This is a genomic window from Paenibacillus sp. JT31N17, from assembly GCF_056269255.1.
Genome location: NZ_JBWDNP010000005.1, coordinates 175,450 through 194,468, shown reverse-complemented (window position 1 = coordinate 194,468; position 19,019 = coordinate 175,450). Strand labels below are relative to the sequence as shown.

Below are 19,019 nucleotides of genomic sequence, written 5' to 3'. Positions count from 1 at the left end.
CTGATTATTCCCCTTTGCTGACCCGTTCCAGCAGCTGAACAATCTTATCTGCGGGATAGGCGCCGGACAGGGCGTAACGGTTGTTGAATACGAAGAAAGGAACGCCTGTGATGCCAAGACTGCGGGCCTGCGCCAGATCGGCATCCAGCACATCTGCGCCTTCGCCGTTTTGCAATCGGGTGATGACGGACTCCTCCGCACCGATGGCCGCACGGACTGCACGGATCTCGTCGAGCTGGGCGACATCCCGGCCTTCCTCGAAATATGCGCGGAACAGCTCATCTATCGCCGCTGCCTGAAGCTCTGCGGGCAGCAAAGCTACGAAGCGGTGGGCCAGCCGGGTGCTGGGCATCCGTTTCACGAGGTCAAAGCGGAATGTGACGCCTACTGCAGCGCCGGCCTGTGTCACATGCTCGGTCATCTGCTTCAATTGGGCTTCTGTTCCTATTTTCGATCTCATCACATCATTGAAGGGAAGTCCATCCTCGGGGAGTGTCGGGTCAAGCAGATATCCATGGTAGGATACCGTAACCGGTTCCCCGCCCTTCTCTGCCCACAGCTCAAGCGCCTGGAACAAATTATGCTTGCCTATGCGGCACCAGGGACAAACGACATCGGAATATAAGTCAATATGCATCATCTATGATCCTCTCGCAATCGTAATTTTTCTACTATTGTACCATTTCGCGCACAGCTTCGCTTCCGCTGTTATTTGACGCTTTCCCTGACGATCAGCTTTGGATCCACTTTCACAGGCTGGATGTCCTGCTCCTGTCCGATCAGCTTTTCAATGACAATGAACATCTCGCTTGCAAGTCTCTCGAAATCCTGTCCCATAGTGGTGAGCGGAGGATAAAAATACTTTGAGATCGGAATATTATCGAAGCCCATGACGGACACATCCTGCGGAATGGACAGTCCGTGTGCGTATACCGAGTTGTATACCGCAATCGCTTTTTCATCTCCCGATACAAAATAAACATCAGGCAGCCTGTTGTCTTCAATCCGCCTGTCGACAAACCGCTTGATATTCTCCAGATTATTCATGTTGTAGATGACCTCCAGACGATCCAGAGGAATGTTGTGCTGCTTATATATTTCCTTAATAGCCTCGCCCCGGTCGAGGTTGACATTGATTGCCGCACCGAGCAGCAGGCATATGGTCGTTAAACCTCTTGCAAACAGAAACTCCGCTGCCTGGGTCATCCCCAGTCTGTTATTGTTGGCGATTGAGATTGGAGCAAGCGGGTTATTCTCGAAGGAGATATAGGGGATATGGTTTCTTTGCGCCATTTCGATTCGCTTGTCATGATCATCCACGTAAAACAGCACAAGAACATCGATATAGCCGCCGGATTTTTCCAGCATCGAATTTTGCAGGTCTGCATCGTCGCAGATTATTTCCTGAATAAGCATGTACTGTTTATCGCGGGCTTCCTTGATCATGAAGGACATCAGGTAATCGAACCATTGCGTCGTGTTCTGCCCCTGCGTCTTGCGGATGGAGACGAGGATATTTTTATTGATTTTGGTATTCAAGTTTTTGGCGTACATATTCGGCTTAAAGTTCGTCTCGGCAATGACCTGCAATATCTTCTCCCGCGTGCTTGGTTTCACACTGGGCTCGTCGTTGATCACCCGTGACACGGTCTTGAATGAAAAACCAGATATCCGGGCGATATCCCTAATCGTATATCGATGATTCATTTTATTCTCCTTATATTGCAAAACTTGATCCGACACTGTTGTCCAATCTTGATAAAATTACCATTTTATATGACTGTTTTCTAATCAATTCAGTATATTTTAACGTTTGATTGTTAAGCTTGTATCAACATGCTGTAATTATATTCAGGGCTATATTACAATACTCCCATGTGTTCACCAGGCATCGGGGTATTATAAAATAATTTCAATCTCATTTTTGTGTGAAGGCGGTGGCATAACCGTGATTTCAATTGGACTGGCAGGATGGGGAGACCATGCCAAGCTTTATAAGGCTGGCATCAAGCCGCAGGAAAGACTGAAGGAATACAGCAAATTCTTTTCATTGGTAGAGGTGGACAGCTCCTATTACGCGATTCACAAAGACAGCCTGTACAGAAAGTGGGCCGGAGACACTTCCGGGCATTTCTCATTCGTCGTTAAAGCCTATCAAGGCATGACAGGGCATACGCGCCAGGCGTATTCTGAAGACGATCTGGAGGTTATGTTTCGGGATTTCCGTGAGTCGGTCGCTCCTGTTATTGAGGCAGGCAAACTGAAAGCTGTCCTTTTTCAATATCCCCCATGGTTTGATTGCAATCGTCACAACATCGCCGTACTGCGGTCAGCCAGGAAAAGGATGGAGGATATTCCCGTAGCTCTTGAATTTCGCCATCAAAGCTGGTTCAAGCCCGATATGATGCAGAAGACGTTGACCTTCATGCGCGAGGAAGGGTGGATTCATACGGTATGCGATGAACCCCAGGTCGGCGACGGCTCCGTGCCGATTGTGGAAGCGGCGGTGGATCCGCAGCTTACGCTTGTGCGGCTGCATGGACGCAGCAATGACGGCTGGTTGTCGAGCGGCCAGCCGAACTGGCGGGAGGTGCGGTACCTGTATCGCTATAACGAGCAGGAGCTTGAGGAATGGGCTCAGCGGCTGATCAGGCTGGAGCAGCTGTCAGAGACGGTATGTATTCTGTTCAATAACAATTCCGGCGGGGATGCGGCGGATAATGCGCTGCAGCTGATGGCCATGCTGGGCCAGACGCCGCCGCGCGGATTCTTCGGCGACGATCCGCAGGCGGATCCGGTGGAGCAGCTTGATTTGTTCGATCTGCCCGGGGAGGAATGAATGCCTTTCCCCGGCCTCCGCTGAAAAAAAGTTTGAGTAGGTTCCATCTGAACAGGGTATTTTAAACTATAGAGAAGGTATGAATGTCATGCGAGGTATAAGTTTCATCCGAAATAATCAATGCCTGCCCTGTTGACATTTTCAACTGTAACTGATATTATTACAGTACAAAGCGGGGTGGCCGTAACGCATGAACAGCGAATTTACGATAGCCGTACACAGTTTGGTATACTTGGCATATCGTCCGGACCGAATGGCTTCGAGCGAAGCAATCGCCGACAATGTCGCCACGAATCCAGCCAGAATACGTAAAGTAATGAGCTATCTGCGGCGCGGCGGCTATGTCGATACGCGGGAAGGCGCAGGCGGTGGTTATCGGCTGACGCTCGATCCTTCGGTCGTTACCTTGGCCGATGTGTACCGCTTATTGGCTCAAGGATCCGTCATCCCTAATTGGTGTTCCGGCAATCCTGATATGGATTGTGTAGTCGGCTCCAATATGCGGGAGGTTATGGATGGTATCTTCTGCAAGGCGGAGAAGCAGCTGGAGGAGTACTTCGGCGGCATTACGATTACGGATGTACTCGGTCAAATTCACGAGTGCGAGGATTGTTGATTTTTTTAAGGAACAAGGTATAACGGGCAGCTCCCTCCAAGCAGCCGGAGCACCCGGAACTTATAATTGAGAGGATGATTATCATGGCAGTAGCATTGACAAAAGATAATTTCACGAAAAGCATCGAAAGCGGCGTAACCCTTGTAGATTTCTGGGCTCCATGGTGCGGACCTTGCAAAATGCAGCTTCCGATCGTTGAAGAGCTTTCCACGGAATTGAGCGGCCAAGCCACCATCGGTAAAATCAATGTGGACGAAGAGCCTGAACTGGCTTCCCAATTCGGAGTCATGAGCATCCCGACATTGATCCTTTTCAAAGACGGACAACCGGTTGACAAAATGGTCGGTCTGCAATCCAAAGATTCCTTGAAAAATAAAATTCAAGGCCAAATCTAATCGCTCTGCCTTTCTTTTCTTTCGAAAAGCCTTCATACCCCGCGGGGTATGGGGCTTTTTTTGCTTTATTTGCTCTTCGGCTCAACATCATCCGGCCTTTCGTTCATACTTTCGTAATGCATTCGTTAGAACTCTATAATCTTTTCGTTCTTCTTCGTTTACGGTTATCCGTTATGCTTGTAATAAAATACCGTTCCCGCGTTATGATATAGAAGAAATATTCGTTATAACTGTAAGCAGGGTATAATAGAAGCATCAAAAATGGGGCACGGAGGGGGCGCGCATATGGCAGGCAGCATCATTATTGCCGATGACGAAAGCAACATAACCGATGTGTGCCGCCGTTATCTGGAACGGGAGGGCTACGAGGTCCGCATTGCCCATAACGGAGCAGCTGCGCTGGAGCTATGGGAGGAACGCAGGGCGGATTTGCTTGTGCTCGATTTGATGATGCCGCGCATGGACGGCTGGCAGGTATGCGAAGCGGTCAGGCAGACAAGCGATGTGCCGGTTATTATGCTGACGGCCCGGGGCGAGGAGCCTGACCGTTTGCTTGGGCTGACGATGGGCGCGGATGATTATATGACGAAGCCCTTCAGTCCAAGGGAGCTTGTCCTGCGGGTGAAAAATATACTGCGCCGTGTCGGCGCAAGCGCGGCAGCTTCAAACGCTTCCCTGCCGGGAGCAGGCGGAGCACAAGGGGCAATTGCGCAGTCTGTTCGGGAGGAGATTCATTTTGAGGGCTTATCCGTCTACCCGGATGAACGGCGAGTCGTCGTGGGCGGTACGGAAGCGGATCTCACCGTAAAGGAGTTTGACCTGCTTCTCACGCTCTCGGAGTACCCGGGGCGGGTGTACTCGCGCAGCCAGCTGCTCAGTCTCATCTGGGATACCGGATTCGATGGCGATACGACCACGGTGACTGTACATATCCGCAGACTGAGGGAAAAGCTGGAGCCAACGCCTTCCGAGCCGCGCTGGATCAAGACGGTTTGGGGCATCGGCTACAAATTTGAAGGCAAGAGGCAGCTATGAAGCTGCGTATTTATTTGCTGCTGACCAATGCCATAAGTATTCTCGTCATCATTGTGCTGCTCATTCTGTTCTACAGATTCATGCTGCTGTCAGAGAAGCAGTTCATTTGGCTGACAATCGTTTCGCTGGGTGCGGGACTGCTGTCCGGCATGCTGCATTATCTTCTTATTCGTCCCATTGAAGCGGCTGTGAAGCGGATCGGCGAAGGATCGGCGAGTATTGCGGACGGGGACTTTCAGGCCCGCGTCCCGCTCGTCGGACCTGTGGAGATGAAGCTGCTGGCCGGCCAGTTCAACGAGATGGGCGACAAGCTGCAAGCAAGCTTCCACCAGCTGCAGGCGGCTGAAGTCGCCAGACGCGAGCTCGTAGCCAATATGGCGCATGACCTCAGAACGCCGCTGGCTTCCCTGCAGGCATATGCCGAAGCGTTGGAGGACGGTGTGGTGAACGATGAAGCTGCGGTCCGCCGCTATATGGGAACCATCCGGACGGAGACGATTCGTCTTGGATATCTGATGCAGCAGTTATTCGAGCTGTCCATGCTGGACAGAGGCGATTCTCCACGCGAGGATGGATATGAGCAGCGGCCGCAGAGCCTGCTTGAAGACAGCCTGCTTGAGATGCTGCCCCGGTTCGCTCCTCAATTGGAAGCGGCTTCTATCACCCTTGAGGTCAAGCTTCCGGACCAGCCTCTTTATTGCAGGCTGCCCTCGCAGTCGCTTCAACGGATTATGCAGAATCTGCTCGAGAACGCGATCCGTTATTCCCCGCAGGGTGGTGCTATAGCCGTGGAAGGGCTGGCGGAGCAGGGACATCGCATTCGCATCCGGATATCGGATCAGGGAGCGGGTGTGCCGGAACCGGACCGGGAGCGGGTATTCGAGCGCTTCTACCGGGTGGACCGCTCCCGGGGGCGCGAGAGCGGAGGGGCGGGATTGGGGCTTTCCATTGCAAAATCTCTGGTCGAGCAGGCAGGCGGAGAGATCGGTCTTGATTGTCCCCCGGCAGGCGGGAGCATATTCTGGTTTACCGTACCTGAAGCCGTTTAGAATCCGCGAGGATTCATGACATGCTTGTATAAGAATGCAGGATCAACAGCGGTTGGAATCACGATCGGGAGGCGAGGAACGCATGAGCAATTGGTTGGCGTCACTGCGTAAGGGCTACGGGAAGAAGCTTCACGCGCTGCATGCATGGAACGGTTGGATTGTTGTCATTCTGACGATCTCCGGACTTCTGCTGTTTGGCGGTTTTTGGCGCGGCATATTGGGTGAAGGAAGGGTGTGGATCCGCTGGATTCATATCGTCGTAGGGATTGCTTCGCTGCTTCCGGTTGTCTATTATCTGCTGCTGGCCGGCAAGCATTGGAAGCAGCTGAGGGGCAAGTCGTCGCAGCGGGCCAACGTCATTGTGGTGCTGGCGCTGCTCGTTGGCTGGCTGCTGTCGGGCCTGCTGCTCTGGCAGTTCAGGCTGGTCGGTCCCGGATGGTCCAACGGAGCTCTGCTGGTGCATGATTTGCTCACATGGATCGGCCTTCCCTATATTATCTATCATTCCATCACGCGTGCGAAATGGCTCAAGGAGGAGCCGCACCGCCGTACGGTGAAGAGCGGCAAGCCGGATAAAGAGAAGGAAATCCACCCGGCTGCTTCCCCTGGAGCGCTTTATTCCCGGCGTGCATTCATTAAGACCGCGATTGGAGCAGGTCTTGCCATCACGCTGGGTCCTTCGTTCCTGCGTTGGGTCGGCAATTCCATCGGAACGGGAGCCGACATAGAGAAGCTGGTGGAATCCGATGCCAACAATCTGATTCCCGCACCCCAGCCGCTTCCCGCATCGCTTCCGCCCACGGGCGGGGGAGGCCGAGGTTCGTTCCGCGTGTACACGGTGACGCAGATTCCCTCCTTCAATAACAGCAATTGGTCATTTGCCGTGGACGGACTGGTTGACAAGAAGATGAATTACAATTGGGAGCAGTTTGTGAAGCTGGCGCGCAAAGTGCAGGTGAGCGATTTTCACTGTGTAACCGGCTGGTCCGTCTACTCCAATACCTGGGAAGGGATACCGCTCAAGCAGTTTCTCAAGGAAGCGGGTGTGCAGCAGCAGGCGAAGAACGTCAAGTTTTATTCCGGAGATGGAGTATATACGGATTCGCTGACGCTGGAGCAGGCGGATATGGACGATGTGATGGTTGCCGTGCTTCACGACGGCAAGCCGATCCCAAGCGATCTGGGCGGGCCTGTCCGTCTGATTGTGCCGAAAATGTATGCCTACAAATCAGTCAAGTGGCTCAACCGGATTGAACTCATCCCCGATGAACATATCGGGTATTGGGAGCAGCGGGGCTACTCCAATGACGCCTGGGTCTGATCAGACAACCTGTTCCTGTTCGTGAAAGAGGCCGCAGACAACGAATGGAAAAGCTTCAACCCGGGAGGGAGGAAAGCCGCTTATGCGCGGCGGGCCTCCTCCCTTTTTTCTTTTCTTCCCCTGCCGCATCGGGTATAATGACCTGAGAAATGTTTATTTCGAAAGCAGGGGTGTACAGCAATGGCTTTGAATGCAGGTATTGTTGGTCTTCCGAATGTCGGGAAATCAACGTTGTTTAATGCGATAACGCAAGCTGGCGCCGAGTCCGCCAATTATCCGTTCTGTACGATCGATCCCAATGTGGGCGTCGTGGAAGTGCCGGATGTGCGTCTTGACAAGCTGACAGAGCTGGTGGTGCCGAACAGAACGGTGCCGACAGCATTCGAATTTATCGATATCGCAGGCATCGTGAAGGGAGCGAGCAAAGGGGAAGGGCTTGGCAACAAGTTTCTGGCCCATATTCGCGAAGTGGACGCGATTGTTCACGTCGTGCGCTGCTTTCAGGATGATAATATTACCCATGTTTCCGGCAAGGTGGATCCGATCGGCGATATTCAGACGATTAACCTGGAGCTGATTCTGGCGGATATCGACTCCGTCGACCGGCGGATCGACCGCAGCCGCAAGAACATGAAGGGCGGCGACAAGAAGGTTGCCCAGGAGGTTGAGGTGCTCGAACGGGTCAAGGAGGCTCTCTATAACGATCAGCCTGCGCGCAGCATCGAGCTGAACGAAGAAGAGCTGTATCTGATCCGTGAGCTTCATTTGCTGACGCTTAAGCCGGTTCTGTACGCGGCCAATGTAAGCGAAGGCGAAGCGGCCAATTCGGATGAGAATCCTTATGTGAAGCTCGTCCGCGAATTTGCGTCAGCCGAAGGCGCCGAGGTGGTGCCGATCAGCGCCAAGGTGGAAGCGGAAATCGCCGAGCTTGAGGGCGAGGATAAAGCGATGTTCCTCGACGAGCTGGGCCTGCAGGAATCCGGGCTCAACCGGTTGATCGCCGCAGCTTACAAGCTGCTGGGGCTCTACACGTATTTTACAGCGGGGGTTCAGGAGGTTCGTGCCTGGACGATTCGCAAAGGGACGAAGGCGCCGCAGGCAGCGGGCGTCATTCATACCGATTTTGAGCGGGGCTTTATCCGGGCCGAGGTCGTATCCTATGAGGATTTGACGAATGCCGGCTCCATGAATGCGGCGAAGGAGAAAGGCCAGCTTCGCCTGGAGGGCAAGGACTATACGGTGAAAGACGGAGATGTTATGCATTTCCGTTTCAATGTGTAGGACCTGAGGACTCCGACATTATCTTCGAATGAAGGAAGGGCCTGAAGTCTAAAAGGGTCCTTCCTTCGTATCGTTTGAAGGGGAGAAAACAGTTAAACCATGGCAACCTCTACAGCTCCACTTACCAAGCCCGCGGCTGCAACGGTATTTCCAATTTTATTTGCGATCAGCATTGTCCATCTGCTGAATGATTCGATGCAGTCGACCGTATCCGCACTGTTCCCGATTCTCCGGGATTCTCTCGATTTGAGCTACAAGCAGATCGGTCTGATCGCATTCGCGATGAATATGACGGCTTCGCTTCTGCAGCCAGCGGTCGGCTATGCCGCTGATCTCAAGCCCCGGCCCTATATCCTTCCCATCGGCGTCTGCTTCACGCTGGTGGGGATCGTTTCTTTAGCGCTGGCTCCGCATTATTCCGTTATTCTGCTAGCCGTTATTGCAATCGGCGTGGGCTCGGCTGTCTTTCATCCGGAGTCGTCCCGAGTGGCTTATCTGGCCGCTGGAGGCAAGCGCGGTCTGGCGCAGTCGATCTTCCAGGTGGGAGGCAATATCGGCAGCGCCCTAGGTCCCATTATGACAGCGGTGATATTTGTCAGAGTGGGTCAGCATGGCGTCATCTGGTTTGCTTTTGTTGCCGCCGCCGCAATCATCATCCAGACCTATGTGGCCCGCTGGTATCGCGATCAGAACGTTCCCGGACGCAAGAAAGCCAGGAGCGGCGTCCAGCCGCTGCGTCCGACAGGCCTATCCTCCCGGCAGGTGATGTGGGCAGTTATTGTTCTGGTCTTCCTTGTCATTTCGAAGCATGTGTACATGTCGAGCATTTCCAGCTATTATTCCTTTTATTTGATTGATTATTACGGCGTGTCAGTGAAGCATGCGCAGTGGTTCCTGTTTGCCTTTCTGGCTGCATCAGCGGCGGGAACATTCCTTGGAGGCCCTCTGGCGGACCGTTTCGGCCGCAGAAATATTATCTGGTTCTCGATCCTTGGGACGGCGCCCTTCTCGATTTTACTGCCTTACGCCAATTTGACCTGGACCGGTGTGTTATGCGTGCTTGCCGGATTTATTCTCTCCTCCGCCTTCTCCATTATTGTGGTGTATGCGCAGGAGCTGATGCCCGGGAAGGTGGGTCTGATCTCCGGTCTGTTCTTTGGCCTGGCCTTCGGCATAGGAGGTCTGGGCTCGGCTGTGCTGGGCTGGATCGCCGACGCGACGACGATTGCATTCATTATGAAGCTGTGCGCATACCTGCCGCTGCTCGGGATATTGGCGATTCTGCTGCCCAAGGATAAACAGTTGTATGCTTAAGCTCCTTATTCCTCCAATAGAAGGTGCTGCTCAATGAAAAATCGGATACCGGTGCTGGCCAGCATTGTTATGGCGATGCTTGTCGCCTCGATGGATTCCACCATTGCCAATACGACGATGCCCATTATTGCCCAGGAGCTGGGCGGTATTGAATTGTATGCCTGGGTTTTTGCAAGCTATATGATTTTCTCGACCGTCATGGCCCCGATTGCGGGCCGGATTTCCGATATCTTCGGACGCAAGAAAGTGTTTGCCGTCGGTATTATTTTATTTATGCTGGGCTCCATCCTGTGCGGGAGTGCGCATACGATGGTGCAGCTCGTCATTTTCCGGGCTGTCCAGGGAATCGGCGCGGGGGTGATGAACCCTTTTCCGATGATTATCGCAGGGGACCTGTTCACGGTGGAGAAGCGGGGGCGCATCCAGGCTTTATTTACCGCGATGTGGGGAATATCGGCTGTACTCGCCCCGTTGCTCGGCTCCATGTTTGTGGAATACGCCACCTGGCGCTGGATTTTTTACATCAATATCCCGATCTGCCTGCTTTCGGTTCTGCTGCTGCTGCCGTATCGCGAAGTGTATGAACCCAAGCGTTCCAAAGTGGACTATACGGGAGCGCTGGTTTTTACCGCCGGAATCAGTCTGCTGCTTCTTATGACCGTGGTCGACATCGGCACCTTCTTCTATTTATCCGGAGCGGCGGGCGTGCTGCTGCTTATTGTGTTTTACAAGTATGAGAAAAAGCTGGCTTCGCCCATTGTTCCCCTCAACCTGTTCCGCAATAAGCCGGTTGCCTGGATGAACCTGAATTCTTTCCTGGCTTATGCGTCGATATTCGGGGGCGCCAGCTATCTGCCGATGTTTCTCCAGAAGCATGGCTATTCGCTGTTTATGAGCGGTGTGGCGATGCTGGGCATGTCAGTGGGCTGGATGGCCATGTCCGTGCCTGCGGGCAAGTGGATCGGGCGCTTCGGCTACCGCTGGCTGATGATCGCCGGCAATGCCATTCTCGTGGCTTCGGGCATCTGGTTTCTGCAGCTCTCCCCGGCCTCGGGATTCTGGTTCACCTTTGCCGGCTCGGTGCTGATGGGCCTTTCCTTCGGCCTGCTGTCCGCCGTTTCCATGATCGGTTCGCAGCAGCTGGTGGATGGCAAGCAAAAAGGCGTCTCCACCTCTCTGCAAATATTTTCACGCAATATCGGGACGGCTGTCGGGGTGACGATAATGGGTGCCTTCCTGGCGAAGAATGCCGATCTGATGACAGGCTTCTCCCACATGTTCGCCTACGGCTTTATCGTCAGCCTGATCGCCTTGGCTAGCTCATTGATGATCCGGGTGCAGGGGCAGGCCGTGGAGGCCAAAGCAAAACCGGCGGGGCAAGGATCCATTTCTCCTTGAAATTGGACACTGAAAATATTTAGTTAAAGTCACATTTATGGAAAGCCCCGCGTTATGATATAATAATAAGACAACAATCAGCGAAATCTTATTACATGTAGAGGTGAATGAATGTGTTAGACCGTTTACAGGCACTCGCAGACCGGTATGATAAATTAAGCGAGCTGTTGTGCGATCCGGATGTGGCAAGCGACCCCAAGCGGCTGCGCGACTTATCCAAGGAGCAGTCGGATCTGCAGGACGCTTACACAGCATATACGGAATACAAGGAAGTATCGGCGCAGCTCGACGATGCGAAGGCCATGCAGGCCGAGAAGCTCGACGATGAAATGCGCGAAATGGTGAAGATGGAGATCGAAGAGTTGTCCGAGCGCCAGACAGCGCTTGAGGATCACATTCATATTCTGCTTATGCCGAAGGATCCCAATGACGACAAGAACGTGATTGTGGAGATCCGCGGCGCGGCAGGCGGCGATGAGGCGGCATTGTTCGCATCCGATCTGTACCGGATGTATATGAAATTTGCCGATTCCCAAGGCTGGCGCGTGGAGCTGATGGAAGCCAATGAAAGCGATCTGGGCGGCTACAAAGAGGTTATTTTCCTGATCAACGGCAAGGGCGCATACAGCAAAATGAAATTCGAAAGCGGCGCGCACCGGGTTCAGCGTATTCCCGTAACAGAGTCGGGCGGACGGATTCATACGTCCACGTCAACCGTTGCGGTTATGCCTGAGGTGGAAGAGCTGGAGATTGAAATTCTCGACAAGGATATCCGGGTGGATACGTTCTGCTCCAGCGGCGCCGGCGGGCAGTCCGTTAATACGACCAAGTCGGCTGTCCGCGTGCTTCATGTGCCGACAGGCATTATGGCGCAGTGTCAGGACGGCAAGTCGCAGAATGAGAATAAAGCCAAGGCGCTGCAGGTTCTCCGGGCGCGCATTTCCGACATCCGCCGCCAGGAGGAAGAAGCGAAATACGCCGGCGAGCGCAAAAGCAAAGTGGGTACCGGCGACCGCAGCGAGCGGATCCGTACTTACAACTATCCGCAGAGCCGGGTAACCGACCACCGGATTGGCCTGACGCTGCACAAGCTGGATTCGGTTATGAACGGCGATATGGGTGAAATCATCAATGCCCTCACGGTAACGGCTCAAGCAGAGCTGATCGAGCAAATCAGCTGATTCATCGTGAAACCGGCTTGACCGCCGCATCAAGGCGTGAGGCTGACGGCATATAGAGAGGGGCGCTAATGGATTATGGAGCGCAGCATGAATGGCCCCGTAGACTTCCGGATGGGAGAAGCGGACCGGCTGTTTACCATTGGAGAAGCCTGCTTGCAGGCTTCTTTGTTTTTGGAGAGGCATGAGATTATGGAGCCAAGGTCCAACAGCGAGCTGCTGTTGATGCACCTGCTCGGCCTGGAGAAGGCGGGACTGCTGCGGGATTGGCGGGATCCGTTTCCGGTGGAGCGTTCGGCGGAGTGGGAATCGCTGATCTCGCGCAAGGCAGCCGGCGAGCCGGCGCAGTATTTGATCGGCGAGCAGTGGTTCTATGGCCTGCCGTTCGCTGTGACGCCGGCCGTGCTGATCCCGCGGCCGGAGACGGAGCTGCTCGTCGAGGCGGTGCTTGCCGAGGCCGACAGGCTGTGGCCGGAGGCGAGCGGAGCTGGCAGCCGTGGAGCGGGGCAGGGTGGCGAAGCTGCAGTGAAGGCTGGAGCCAGCCGCACAACCGGTGCGGGGCCGTCAGAAATCGGTGCTGTGGCCGGAGATGAATCACGGCAGGTTGGTGAAGCGGTGTCTGAGGCGAACAGCGGGATCAGGGCTGGTGAAGCGGCGCTGGCAGCCAGCCGCACAGCCGGCGCAGGTGTGCCGACGGTCCTTGACGTCGGCACAGGGAGCGGCGCCATAGGCGTGACGCTTGCGGTGCAGCGTCCGCTCTGGCGCGTCAGCGCGTCCGATCTGTCGCCGGACGCGCTGGAGGTCGCCCGCACGAACGCGGCGCGCCATGGCGCAGCGGCGAGCATGGCGTTCGTGCAGGGCGACCTGCTCGCGCCGTTCCGGCTGCGGCGCGAGGGCGAGCCTGGCGCTCCCGGCGGGGAGAATGACCCCGCCGGGCTGCGGATCGATGTGCTTGTCTCCAACCCGCCGTATATCCCGGCCGGAGACATCGCGGGCTTGCAGCCGGAGGTTCGGGACCATGAACCCCGGCTTGCGCTGGACGGCGGCGGTGACGGGCTTGACCCTTACCGCCGTATGCTGGAGCAGCTTCCGCGGCTGGCACAGATGCCGCGGATTATTGCCTTCGAGCTTGGCATGGGCCAAGCCCGTGAGGTTGCAAGACTGCTGGAACAGCTCGGCGAATGGGACGAGGTTCGGATCATTGACGATTATGCCGGCATTGAACGGCATGTGATTGCCGTGAACAACAGAGTATGAGGTATGAAAAGCTGTTATAACAGGCAGACTCTAGTAACGTAAAGAGATATTTCTCTTTCGTTACTAGAGTCTTTTTTTTATTTATGGAGTGTGTATCGAAGGGAAGAGCAAGATCTTATACTTCTTAGGCATACCGAAATATATAGGTTTCATGCATAGCCGGCTCCGAATGATCCCTGAATCCAACGCTGCGCTTCCATCCTCGAAGAGGGCTCCATGCGTTTTATATTTGTGCTCGAATTCTAGTTTTTCTATTCTCCGGCTGCTAGGTTTAAAGATTGCCAGAGTGGACATACTTAGGGATATGATCGTTCCGGAACGTAAAGCCGAGCGCACCGACGGGTGACGAAAAGGAGCTTAACGTTATGATCCGTCCTTATTCCCGTTTTCCTTACCGCCCTTCTTATGGTTACTTGTTTCTTGCCATTATCATTCTTATTATGAGCTGGGAAAGCCAGCGTGCAGATGCAGCCATTGCAGGCGGTGAGATTCCCAAGGAATCCATTCGTCTTCGTATTCTGGCCAATTCCGACAGCGCGGCAGATCAGGCGGTTAAGCGGTATGTCCGCGACGCCGTTGTCGCCGAAATCGATCAATGGGTAACCAGCCCGCAAACGATTGAAGAAGCCCGGGGCACGATCCTCTCGCATATGGGCGACATCGAACGGGTCATAGCTAATGAATTGCATAAACGCGGATTCACTTACGACTATAAAGCGGAGCTTGGCAGTGTGCCATTTCCAACCAAAATATACGGCAGTGATGTTTACCCTGCGGGCAATTACGAAGCGCTCCGGATTTCACTGGGCAAGGCTGAAGGTCAAAACTGGTGGTGCGTCTTATTCCCGCCGCTCTGCTTCGTGGATGCGGTCAGTGGAGAAGCGTCGGCACCAGCGGCATCGGCCGTCACCGCCGCTGTCGACAAAGATGCCCCGAAGGGCGGCAATGTGCAGACGACAGGCACTGCAGGCGGTACCGATCAGTCGAACGGCACCGAAGCGAAAGAAACGGGTGCCGATACCCCCGAGGTAAAGTTCTTCATATGGGAGCTGATTCAGTCCATTGTTCACTTCTTCAAAAACCTGTTCAGCTAAGGCTGACTTTCTTAGAGGCTAGTCCCGGTCCGGAACATCCGCAAACAAACAACAACCCCCTTCTGCCGAAGGAGGTTGTTGTTTGTTTTGCACTATAAGACCCGCCTACAGCAAGAGTTAAGCCGCCTGTTTGCGGGCGAGCTTATCCGGGCGCAGCTTGGGAATGAACAGGCAAATCGGCAGTGCGACCAATACGATAATGGTGGCGATGAGATACACATCGTTTACGCTCATTGTAAAGGACATCATCTGTATGCCGACTTGATCGGTCGAACCGGCATTGACCATATCTGTTGCATGCGAGGCCGAATGCGACGCCAGCAAGGTCGTGAAAATCGCAATAGCGAAGGAGCCGAATACATTGCGCAGCCAGTTGCTGATCGACGAGGCGTGTCCGCTCAGCTGCGGCGATATTTGCTCCATGCCGGAGTTGCTGGCCGGCATCATGGCGAAGGCAATCCCCAAATTTCGCACGATCATCCAGAAGACGATATAGCCGTGGGGGATGTCAACGCTGAGCCAGCTGAGCGGCAGCGTTCCCGCACCCATCAGCACGACCCCGATAATAAGCAGAACGCGGGGACCGAACTTGCTGTAAAACTTGCCCACAAAAGGGGTCAGTATGGCCATGGCCAACGAAGCCGGAAGCAGAATCAGCCCCGTATCAAGCGGCGTGACATGCTGGATGTTTTGCAGGAAGATTGGAGTCAGGAATGTTCCTGAATAAAGGCTGATTGTGATGATGCAAATGGTAATCAATGAAATCGTATAACGGGCATTGCCGAATACCCTCAGATTCAAGAGCGGTGTCTGTGCAGTGAGCTCGCGCCAGATGAACAGGGCCAGAAACACGAAACCGGCTGCGATCAAGCTGATCACCTTTGTCGATGACCACCCCCAGGCATGGCCTTGCGATAAGGCTACCAGAAGCGAGGAGCTGCTGACGATAACAGTGACAAAACCGATCAGATCAAAGGACTTGGGCACATTCAGCCTGTAGTAGGGGATGAATGGAAGGATGAGCAGAACACCGATAATGCCGATCGGCACATTCATCCAGAACAGCCACTGCCAGGTGAGATTGTCAAGCAGCCAGCCGCTGAGCGTTGGTCCGATTGCAGGAGCCAGCATGGCCGACATGGCCCAGAAGCTGACTGCGATCGGCTGCTTCTCGCGGGGGATGACCTGATAAATAATCGACATGGTAGCTGGAATGATGAGACCGCTGAAGGCCCCTTGCAAAATACGGAATGCGATGAGCGACGGGGCGCTCCATGCCAGCGCGCATAAGGCGGAGGCAATGGTGAAGCCCAGCAGGGAGACGAGATAAAGCCATTTATAGCTGAACCGTTCGCCGAAATAACCGCTGATCGGGGCAAATGTGCCCATGGCAAGCATAAAACCTGTCAGTGTCCATTGAATGGTGTTCAGGTCGGAAGCAAAATCAACCTGCAGAACAGGAATGGCGATGTTAATCGTACTGACACTGAGCGTAGAAATAAAACTGCCGAAGAAAATGGCAATCATAATGGGCAGGAAACGGACCTGCTTGGCTTCTTCTGTCTGCATCTGTAATCCTCCATTGCGCATGTAAAAATGCGAAGCTGATATATCTGAATTTATATATAAATAATCGTAGTAATCATACATCCGCAAAAGGTTAAAGTCAAAGGAAATTACATGATTTTCCGCATAGCTTCCTAATAGATGTCAGAAAAGATTCCATAGTACGCCGGATATCGGAGAGGATGTGAAACTTGCCATGTATGATATAATGGAAGAAATAAAAATGATTAATTGACGTCTAAGGATTGGTTGCATAATGACGAGCAAAACCAAGGTGTATCATGTCGATCCCGCAAGCCCCGACGATAAGATCATCAGAGAAGCCGCACGTACTCTCCGTCAGGGAGGAACGGTGGCATTTCCCACTGAGACGGTGTACGGGCTCGGAGCCAACGCATTGGATCACGATGCAGTAAGCAGAATTTTTGAAGCCAAAGGAAGACCTTCGGACAATCCGCTCATTGTGCATATTTCGGACTCTGCGCAGCTTGATTCGTTTACCGCTCCCTGCGGGGAGATGGTCCAGCTTCTGATGGACCGCTTCTGGCCGGGGCCGCTTACGATTGTTCTGCCCCTGAAGAGGGCCTCGATATCGGAGCATGTCACGGCAGGGCTGGACACCGTTGCCGTCAGGATGCCTGCGCATCCCGTGGCACTGGCGTTGATCACGGCTGCCGGGTGTCCGGTTGCGGCGCCCAGCGCCAACAGCTCGGGCCGCCCCAGTCCGACAGAAGCGACGCATGTTTTGGATGATCTGAACGGACGGATTGATGCCGTTATTGACGGAGGTTCGGCCGGCGTGGGACTGGAGTCGACGGTTGTTCAGGTTGAACCAGGCGGTATTGTACGGATTCTGCGACCAGGCGGGATAACAGCTGAATCGCTGCGCGCAGCGGGGGCGCAGGTCGAATATGATATAGCTGCCGCCCCTCATGATAATGGACAGGAACGCTGCCCAGGTTTCATTGCATCAGGAGCGCATGAATACCCGGCAGCCGGCATCGCTCCGAGATCCCCAGGAATGAAGTATGCCCATTATGCGCCCAGGGGAGTCATGCAGCTGGTTCAGGGCGGCATTGACGAAGTTGCCGCTTATATCGGCAAGCAGAGCCGGAATGCCCGGGCGGAAGGTGAACGTACGGGAGTGCTCGCGTTCCGTGAGCATGCCGACCGCTTCGATGCCGATCATGTTTTGGTCATCGGCAGCCTCGGCGATCTGGAGCAGGCGGCTCAGGGCTTATATGCAGCCCTGCGTTCATTTGATGATCTCGGCGTGAGCCGAATTTGGGCGGAGACCTGTCCGGAGGCCGGCATCGGGCATGCCTTGATGAACCGGCTTGCCAAAGCGGCTGCCCAGCAGATCATCCGCGTATAACGCCCTTCCCGGGCTGCCGCTTTTACAGGTCATGTTTAACCCCTTGTCCGCATATGCTGGAAAAGAATGCGGACAAGGGGGAAAAAGAATGGTCGAAGCGGGTATGCATGCCGGACAACTGCTGACGCTGTTACTTATGGCGATAGCTCTTGGGATGGACGCTTTTTCACTCGGGGTCGGTATAGGAATGAAGGGTATTCGGCTTGTTGATATTCTTAAATTAAGTGCGGTTATCGCGCTGTTTCATATAATAATGCCTCTTATGGGCATGCTTACCGGTAAATACGTCAGTTCCCTGCTCGGAGATGTGGCTTCATCCGCCGCCGGTGTGCTGCTGCTGCTCTTGGGCGGCCACATGATTTACAGCTCCCTGCGTGGCGAATCCGTGGAATCCCTTGATCACAGCACGGTTTGGGGGATGCTGCTGTTTGCGCTCAGCGTGAGCATTGATTCATTTTCCGTAGGCATTTCACTGGGCATGTTTGCGGCGGATGTGCTGGTCACGGTGCTTCTGTTCGGCTTCTTCGGCGGAATCATGTCCACGGTTGGACTGCTCATCGGACGGCGGGTCAGTTCAAGCATGGGCGAGTACGGGGAAGCGCTGGGCGGTGTTATTTTGTTCACGTTCGGGCTGCTTGTTTTATTTTGAATAATTTGAGGAAAAGGAGTGCGAGTGCTATGAAACGGATTTTGTTCGTCTGCACCGGCAATACATGCCGTTCCCCGATGGCGGAGGCCATTCTTAAGGAGCTTGCGAGAAAGCAGGGCAGGCAGCTGGAGGTACGCTCGGCAGGTGTGTCCACGGTGGATGGACTTCCTGTTTCTTCGAATGCTGTGGGCGTGCTGCGTCAAAGGGAGGTTTCATGTACTGGCGGCTCCAAAGCGCTTGATGGCGGTTCAGTCGTTTGGGCGGATCTGATTTTGACCATGACGACAAGCCATAAACGCAATTTGCTGCAGCGCTTCCCACAAGCGGTGGATAAAACTTATACACTCAAGGAATTCGTCGGCTGCGACGAGAAGGTCTTGGCCGATATTTCGGAGCTGGAGGGCCTTTACACGGAATGGCAGATGAAGCAGGCGCTTGGCCAACAGATGACCAGTGCCGAGCGCGACCGCCTGCTTGAGCTTGAGAAGCGGATTCCCGATTTTGACATAGCCGACCCCTTTGGCGGGTCGATGGAGATGTATAAGCGCAGCGCCGACGAGATCGAGGATGCATTGAGGAAGCTGCTGGATAAGCTTGGCCCTTCCCGATAAGGTCGTTTACAAAATATCCGCATCAGCCCCTGACGTTCGAT

General features: G+C 54.1%; 18 protein-coding genes. 15 read left to right on the top strand and 3 right to left on the bottom strand.

The genetic code is table 11. From position 1 onward, the window contains the following. Positions 1–4 precede the first annotated feature (4 nt). Positions 5–640, bottom strand: coding sequence for a DsbA family oxidoreductase (locus AC0YOB_RS18680; protein WP_475794053.1), 636 nt, complete (start codon positions 638–640; stop codon positions 5–7). A 68-nt stretch (positions 641–708) separates the two neighbouring features. Continuing rightward, entirely contained in the window at positions 709–1,707 is a 999-nt protein-coding gene (locus tag AC0YOB_RS18675; protein ID WP_475794052.1) for a LacI family DNA-binding transcriptional regulator, read from the bottom strand. A 241-nt stretch (positions 1,708–1,948) separates the two neighbouring features. Here AC0YOB_RS18675 and AC0YOB_RS18670 point away from each other — a divergent pair, with 241 nt between their 5' ends. From AC0YOB_RS18670 to spoIIR, 12 genes are all read left to right on the top strand, one after another. After that, complete coding sequence (locus AC0YOB_RS18670; RefSeq protein WP_475794051.1) at positions 1,949–2,839, top strand: DUF72 domain-containing protein; 891 nt, start codon at positions 1,949–1,951, stop codon at positions 2,837–2,839. 190 nt (positions 2,840–3,029) lie between these two features. Next, on the top strand, positions 3,030–3,455 hold the full coding sequence (locus tag AC0YOB_RS18665) for an RrF2 family transcriptional regulator (protein WP_210039081.1): 426 nt from the start codon (positions 3,030–3,032) through the stop codon (positions 3,453–3,455). Between the two features lie 83 nt (positions 3,456–3,538). Continuing rightward, entirely contained in the window at positions 3,539–3,850 is a 312-nt protein-coding gene (gene trxA, locus AC0YOB_RS18660; protein WP_475794050.1) for a thioredoxin, read from the top strand. 285 nt (positions 3,851–4,135) lie between these two features. Further along, positions 4,136–4,885: a response regulator transcription factor gene (locus tag AC0YOB_RS18655; RefSeq protein WP_475794049.1), complete on the top strand. Its 750-nt coding sequence runs from the start codon at positions 4,136–4,138 to the stop codon at positions 4,883–4,885. Next, positions 4,882–5,934 carry a sensor histidine kinase gene (locus AC0YOB_RS18650; RefSeq protein WP_475794048.1) on the top strand — a complete coding sequence of 351 codons (1,053 nt, stop codon included), beginning with the start codon at positions 4,882–4,884 and terminating at the stop codon, positions 5,932–5,934. The genes AC0YOB_RS18655 and AC0YOB_RS18650 overlap by 4 nt, the downstream gene beginning before the upstream one ends. An 82-nt stretch (positions 5,935–6,016) precedes the next feature. Next, positions 6,017–7,255, top strand: a complete 1,239-nt coding sequence (locus tag AC0YOB_RS18645) for a molybdopterin-dependent oxidoreductase (protein WP_475788816.1) — start codon at positions 6,017–6,019, stop codon at positions 7,253–7,255. A 180-nt stretch (positions 7,256–7,435) separates the two neighbouring features. Next, the gene (gene ychF, locus AC0YOB_RS18640; RefSeq protein ID WP_475794047.1) at positions 7,436–8,536 is read left to right on the top strand and encodes a redox-regulated ATPase YchF; all 1,101 of its coding nucleotides are present in this window, start codon (positions 7,436–7,438) and stop codon (positions 8,534–8,536) included. A gap of 99 nt (positions 8,537–8,635) precedes the next feature. Continuing rightward, entirely contained in the window at positions 8,636–9,850 is a 1,215-nt protein-coding gene (locus tag AC0YOB_RS18635) for an MFS transporter (protein ID WP_475794046.1), read from the top strand. Positions 9,851–9,883: 33 nt separating this feature from the next. Then, positions 9,884–11,248, top strand: coding sequence for an MFS transporter (locus AC0YOB_RS18630; protein WP_210039075.1), 1,365 nt, complete (start codon positions 9,884–9,886; stop codon positions 11,246–11,248). Between the two features lie 113 nt (positions 11,249–11,361). Further along, complete coding sequence (gene prfA, locus AC0YOB_RS18625; RefSeq protein ID WP_210039074.1) at positions 11,362–12,429, top strand: peptide chain release factor 1; 1,068 nt, start codon at positions 11,362–11,364, stop codon at positions 12,427–12,429. Positions 12,430–12,504: 75 nt separating this feature from the next. Then, positions 12,505–13,683: a N5-glutamine methyltransferase family protein gene (locus tag AC0YOB_RS18620; RefSeq protein ID WP_475794045.1), complete on the top strand. Its 1,179-nt coding sequence runs from the start codon at positions 12,505–12,507 to the stop codon at positions 13,681–13,683. A 365-nt stretch (positions 13,684–14,048) separates the two neighbouring features. After that, positions 14,049–14,777 carry a stage II sporulation protein R gene (spoIIR, locus tag AC0YOB_RS18615; RefSeq protein WP_475794044.1) on the top strand — a complete coding sequence of 243 codons (729 nt, stop codon included), beginning with the start codon at positions 14,049–14,051 and terminating at the stop codon, positions 14,775–14,777. Between the two features lie 117 nt (positions 14,778–14,894). Here the strand turns inward: spoIIR and AC0YOB_RS18610 are convergent, their stop codons facing one another. Further along, entirely contained in the window at positions 14,895–16,346 is a 1,452-nt protein-coding gene (locus AC0YOB_RS18610) for an MDR family MFS transporter (protein WP_475794043.1), read from the bottom strand. A 253-nt stretch (positions 16,347–16,599) separates the two neighbouring features. On the opposite strand from AC0YOB_RS18610, the gene AC0YOB_RS18605 reads away from it, so the two are divergent. The 3 genes from AC0YOB_RS18605 (at position 16,600) to AC0YOB_RS18595 (ending at position 18,978) form a co-directional block, all read left to right on the top strand. Beyond that, positions 16,600–17,718, top strand: coding sequence for an L-threonylcarbamoyladenylate synthase (locus tag AC0YOB_RS18605; RefSeq protein WP_475794042.1), 1,119 nt, complete (start codon positions 16,600–16,602; stop codon positions 17,716–17,718). A gap of 88 nt (positions 17,719–17,806) precedes the next feature. Next, a complete protein-coding gene (locus tag AC0YOB_RS18600) occupies positions 17,807–18,367 on the top strand; it encodes a manganese efflux pump MntP (RefSeq protein WP_210039070.1) in 561 nt (186 codons plus the stop codon). 29 nt (positions 18,368–18,396) lie between these two features. Beyond that, the gene (locus tag AC0YOB_RS18595; protein ID WP_475769598.1) at positions 18,397–18,978 is read left to right on the top strand and encodes a low molecular weight protein arginine phosphatase; all 582 of its coding nucleotides are present in this window, start codon (positions 18,397–18,399) and stop codon (positions 18,976–18,978) included. Positions 18,979–19,019: the final 41 nt, after the last annotated feature.

What these genes read in the sequence shown, in the direction of transcription:
- AC0YOB_RS18680 (WP_475794053.1), bottom strand. Translation starts at nt 640, where the DNA reads ATGATGCATATTGACTTATATTCCGATGTCGTTTGTCCCTGGTGCCGC.
- AC0YOB_RS18675 (WP_475794052.1), bottom strand. Translation starts at nt 1,707, where the DNA reads ATGAATCATCGATATACGATTAGGGATATCGCCCGGATATCTGGTTTT.
- AC0YOB_RS18665 (WP_210039081.1), top strand. Translation starts at nt 3,030, where the DNA reads ATGAACAGCGAATTTACGATAGCCGTACACAGTTTGGTATACTTGGCA.
- trxA (WP_475794050.1), top strand. Translation starts at nt 3,539, where the DNA reads ATGGCAGTAGCATTGACAAAAGATAATTTCACGAAAAGCATCGAAAGC.
- AC0YOB_RS18655 (WP_475794049.1), top strand. Translation starts at nt 4,136, where the DNA reads ATGGCAGGCAGCATCATTATTGCCGATGACGAAAGCAACATAACCGAT.
- AC0YOB_RS18650 (WP_475794048.1), top strand. Translation starts at nt 4,882, where the DNA reads ATGAAGCTGCGTATTTATTTGCTGCTGACCAATGCCATAAGTATTCTC.
- AC0YOB_RS18645 (WP_475788816.1), top strand. Translation starts at nt 6,017, where the DNA reads ATGAGCAATTGGTTGGCGTCACTGCGTAAGGGCTACGGGAAGAAGCTT.
- ychF (WP_475794047.1), top strand. Translation starts at nt 7,436, where the DNA reads ATGGCTTTGAATGCAGGTATTGTTGGTCTTCCGAATGTCGGGAAATCA.
- AC0YOB_RS18635 (WP_475794046.1), top strand. Translation starts at nt 8,636, where the DNA reads ATGGCAACCTCTACAGCTCCACTTACCAAGCCCGCGGCTGCAACGGTA.
- AC0YOB_RS18630 (WP_210039075.1), top strand. Translation starts at nt 9,884, where the DNA reads ATGAAAAATCGGATACCGGTGCTGGCCAGCATTGTTATGGCGATGCTT.
- AC0YOB_RS18620 (WP_475794045.1), top strand. Translation starts at nt 12,505, where the DNA reads ATGGAGCGCAGCATGAATGGCCCCGTAGACTTCCGGATGGGAGAAGCG.
- spoIIR (WP_475794044.1), top strand. Translation starts at nt 14,049, where the DNA reads ATGATCCGTCCTTATTCCCGTTTTCCTTACCGCCCTTCTTATGGTTAC.
- AC0YOB_RS18610 (WP_475794043.1), bottom strand. Translation starts at nt 16,346, where the DNA reads ATGCAGACAGAAGAAGCCAAGCAGGTCCGTTTCCTGCCCATTATGATT.
- AC0YOB_RS18605 (WP_475794042.1), top strand. Translation starts at nt 16,600, where the DNA reads ATGACGAGCAAAACCAAGGTGTATCATGTCGATCCCGCAAGCCCCGAC.
- AC0YOB_RS18600 (WP_210039070.1), top strand. Translation starts at nt 17,807, where the DNA reads ATGGTCGAAGCGGGTATGCATGCCGGACAACTGCTGACGCTGTTACTT.
- AC0YOB_RS18595 (WP_475769598.1), top strand. Translation starts at nt 18,397, where the DNA reads ATGAAACGGATTTTGTTCGTCTGCACCGGCAATACATGCCGTTCCCCG.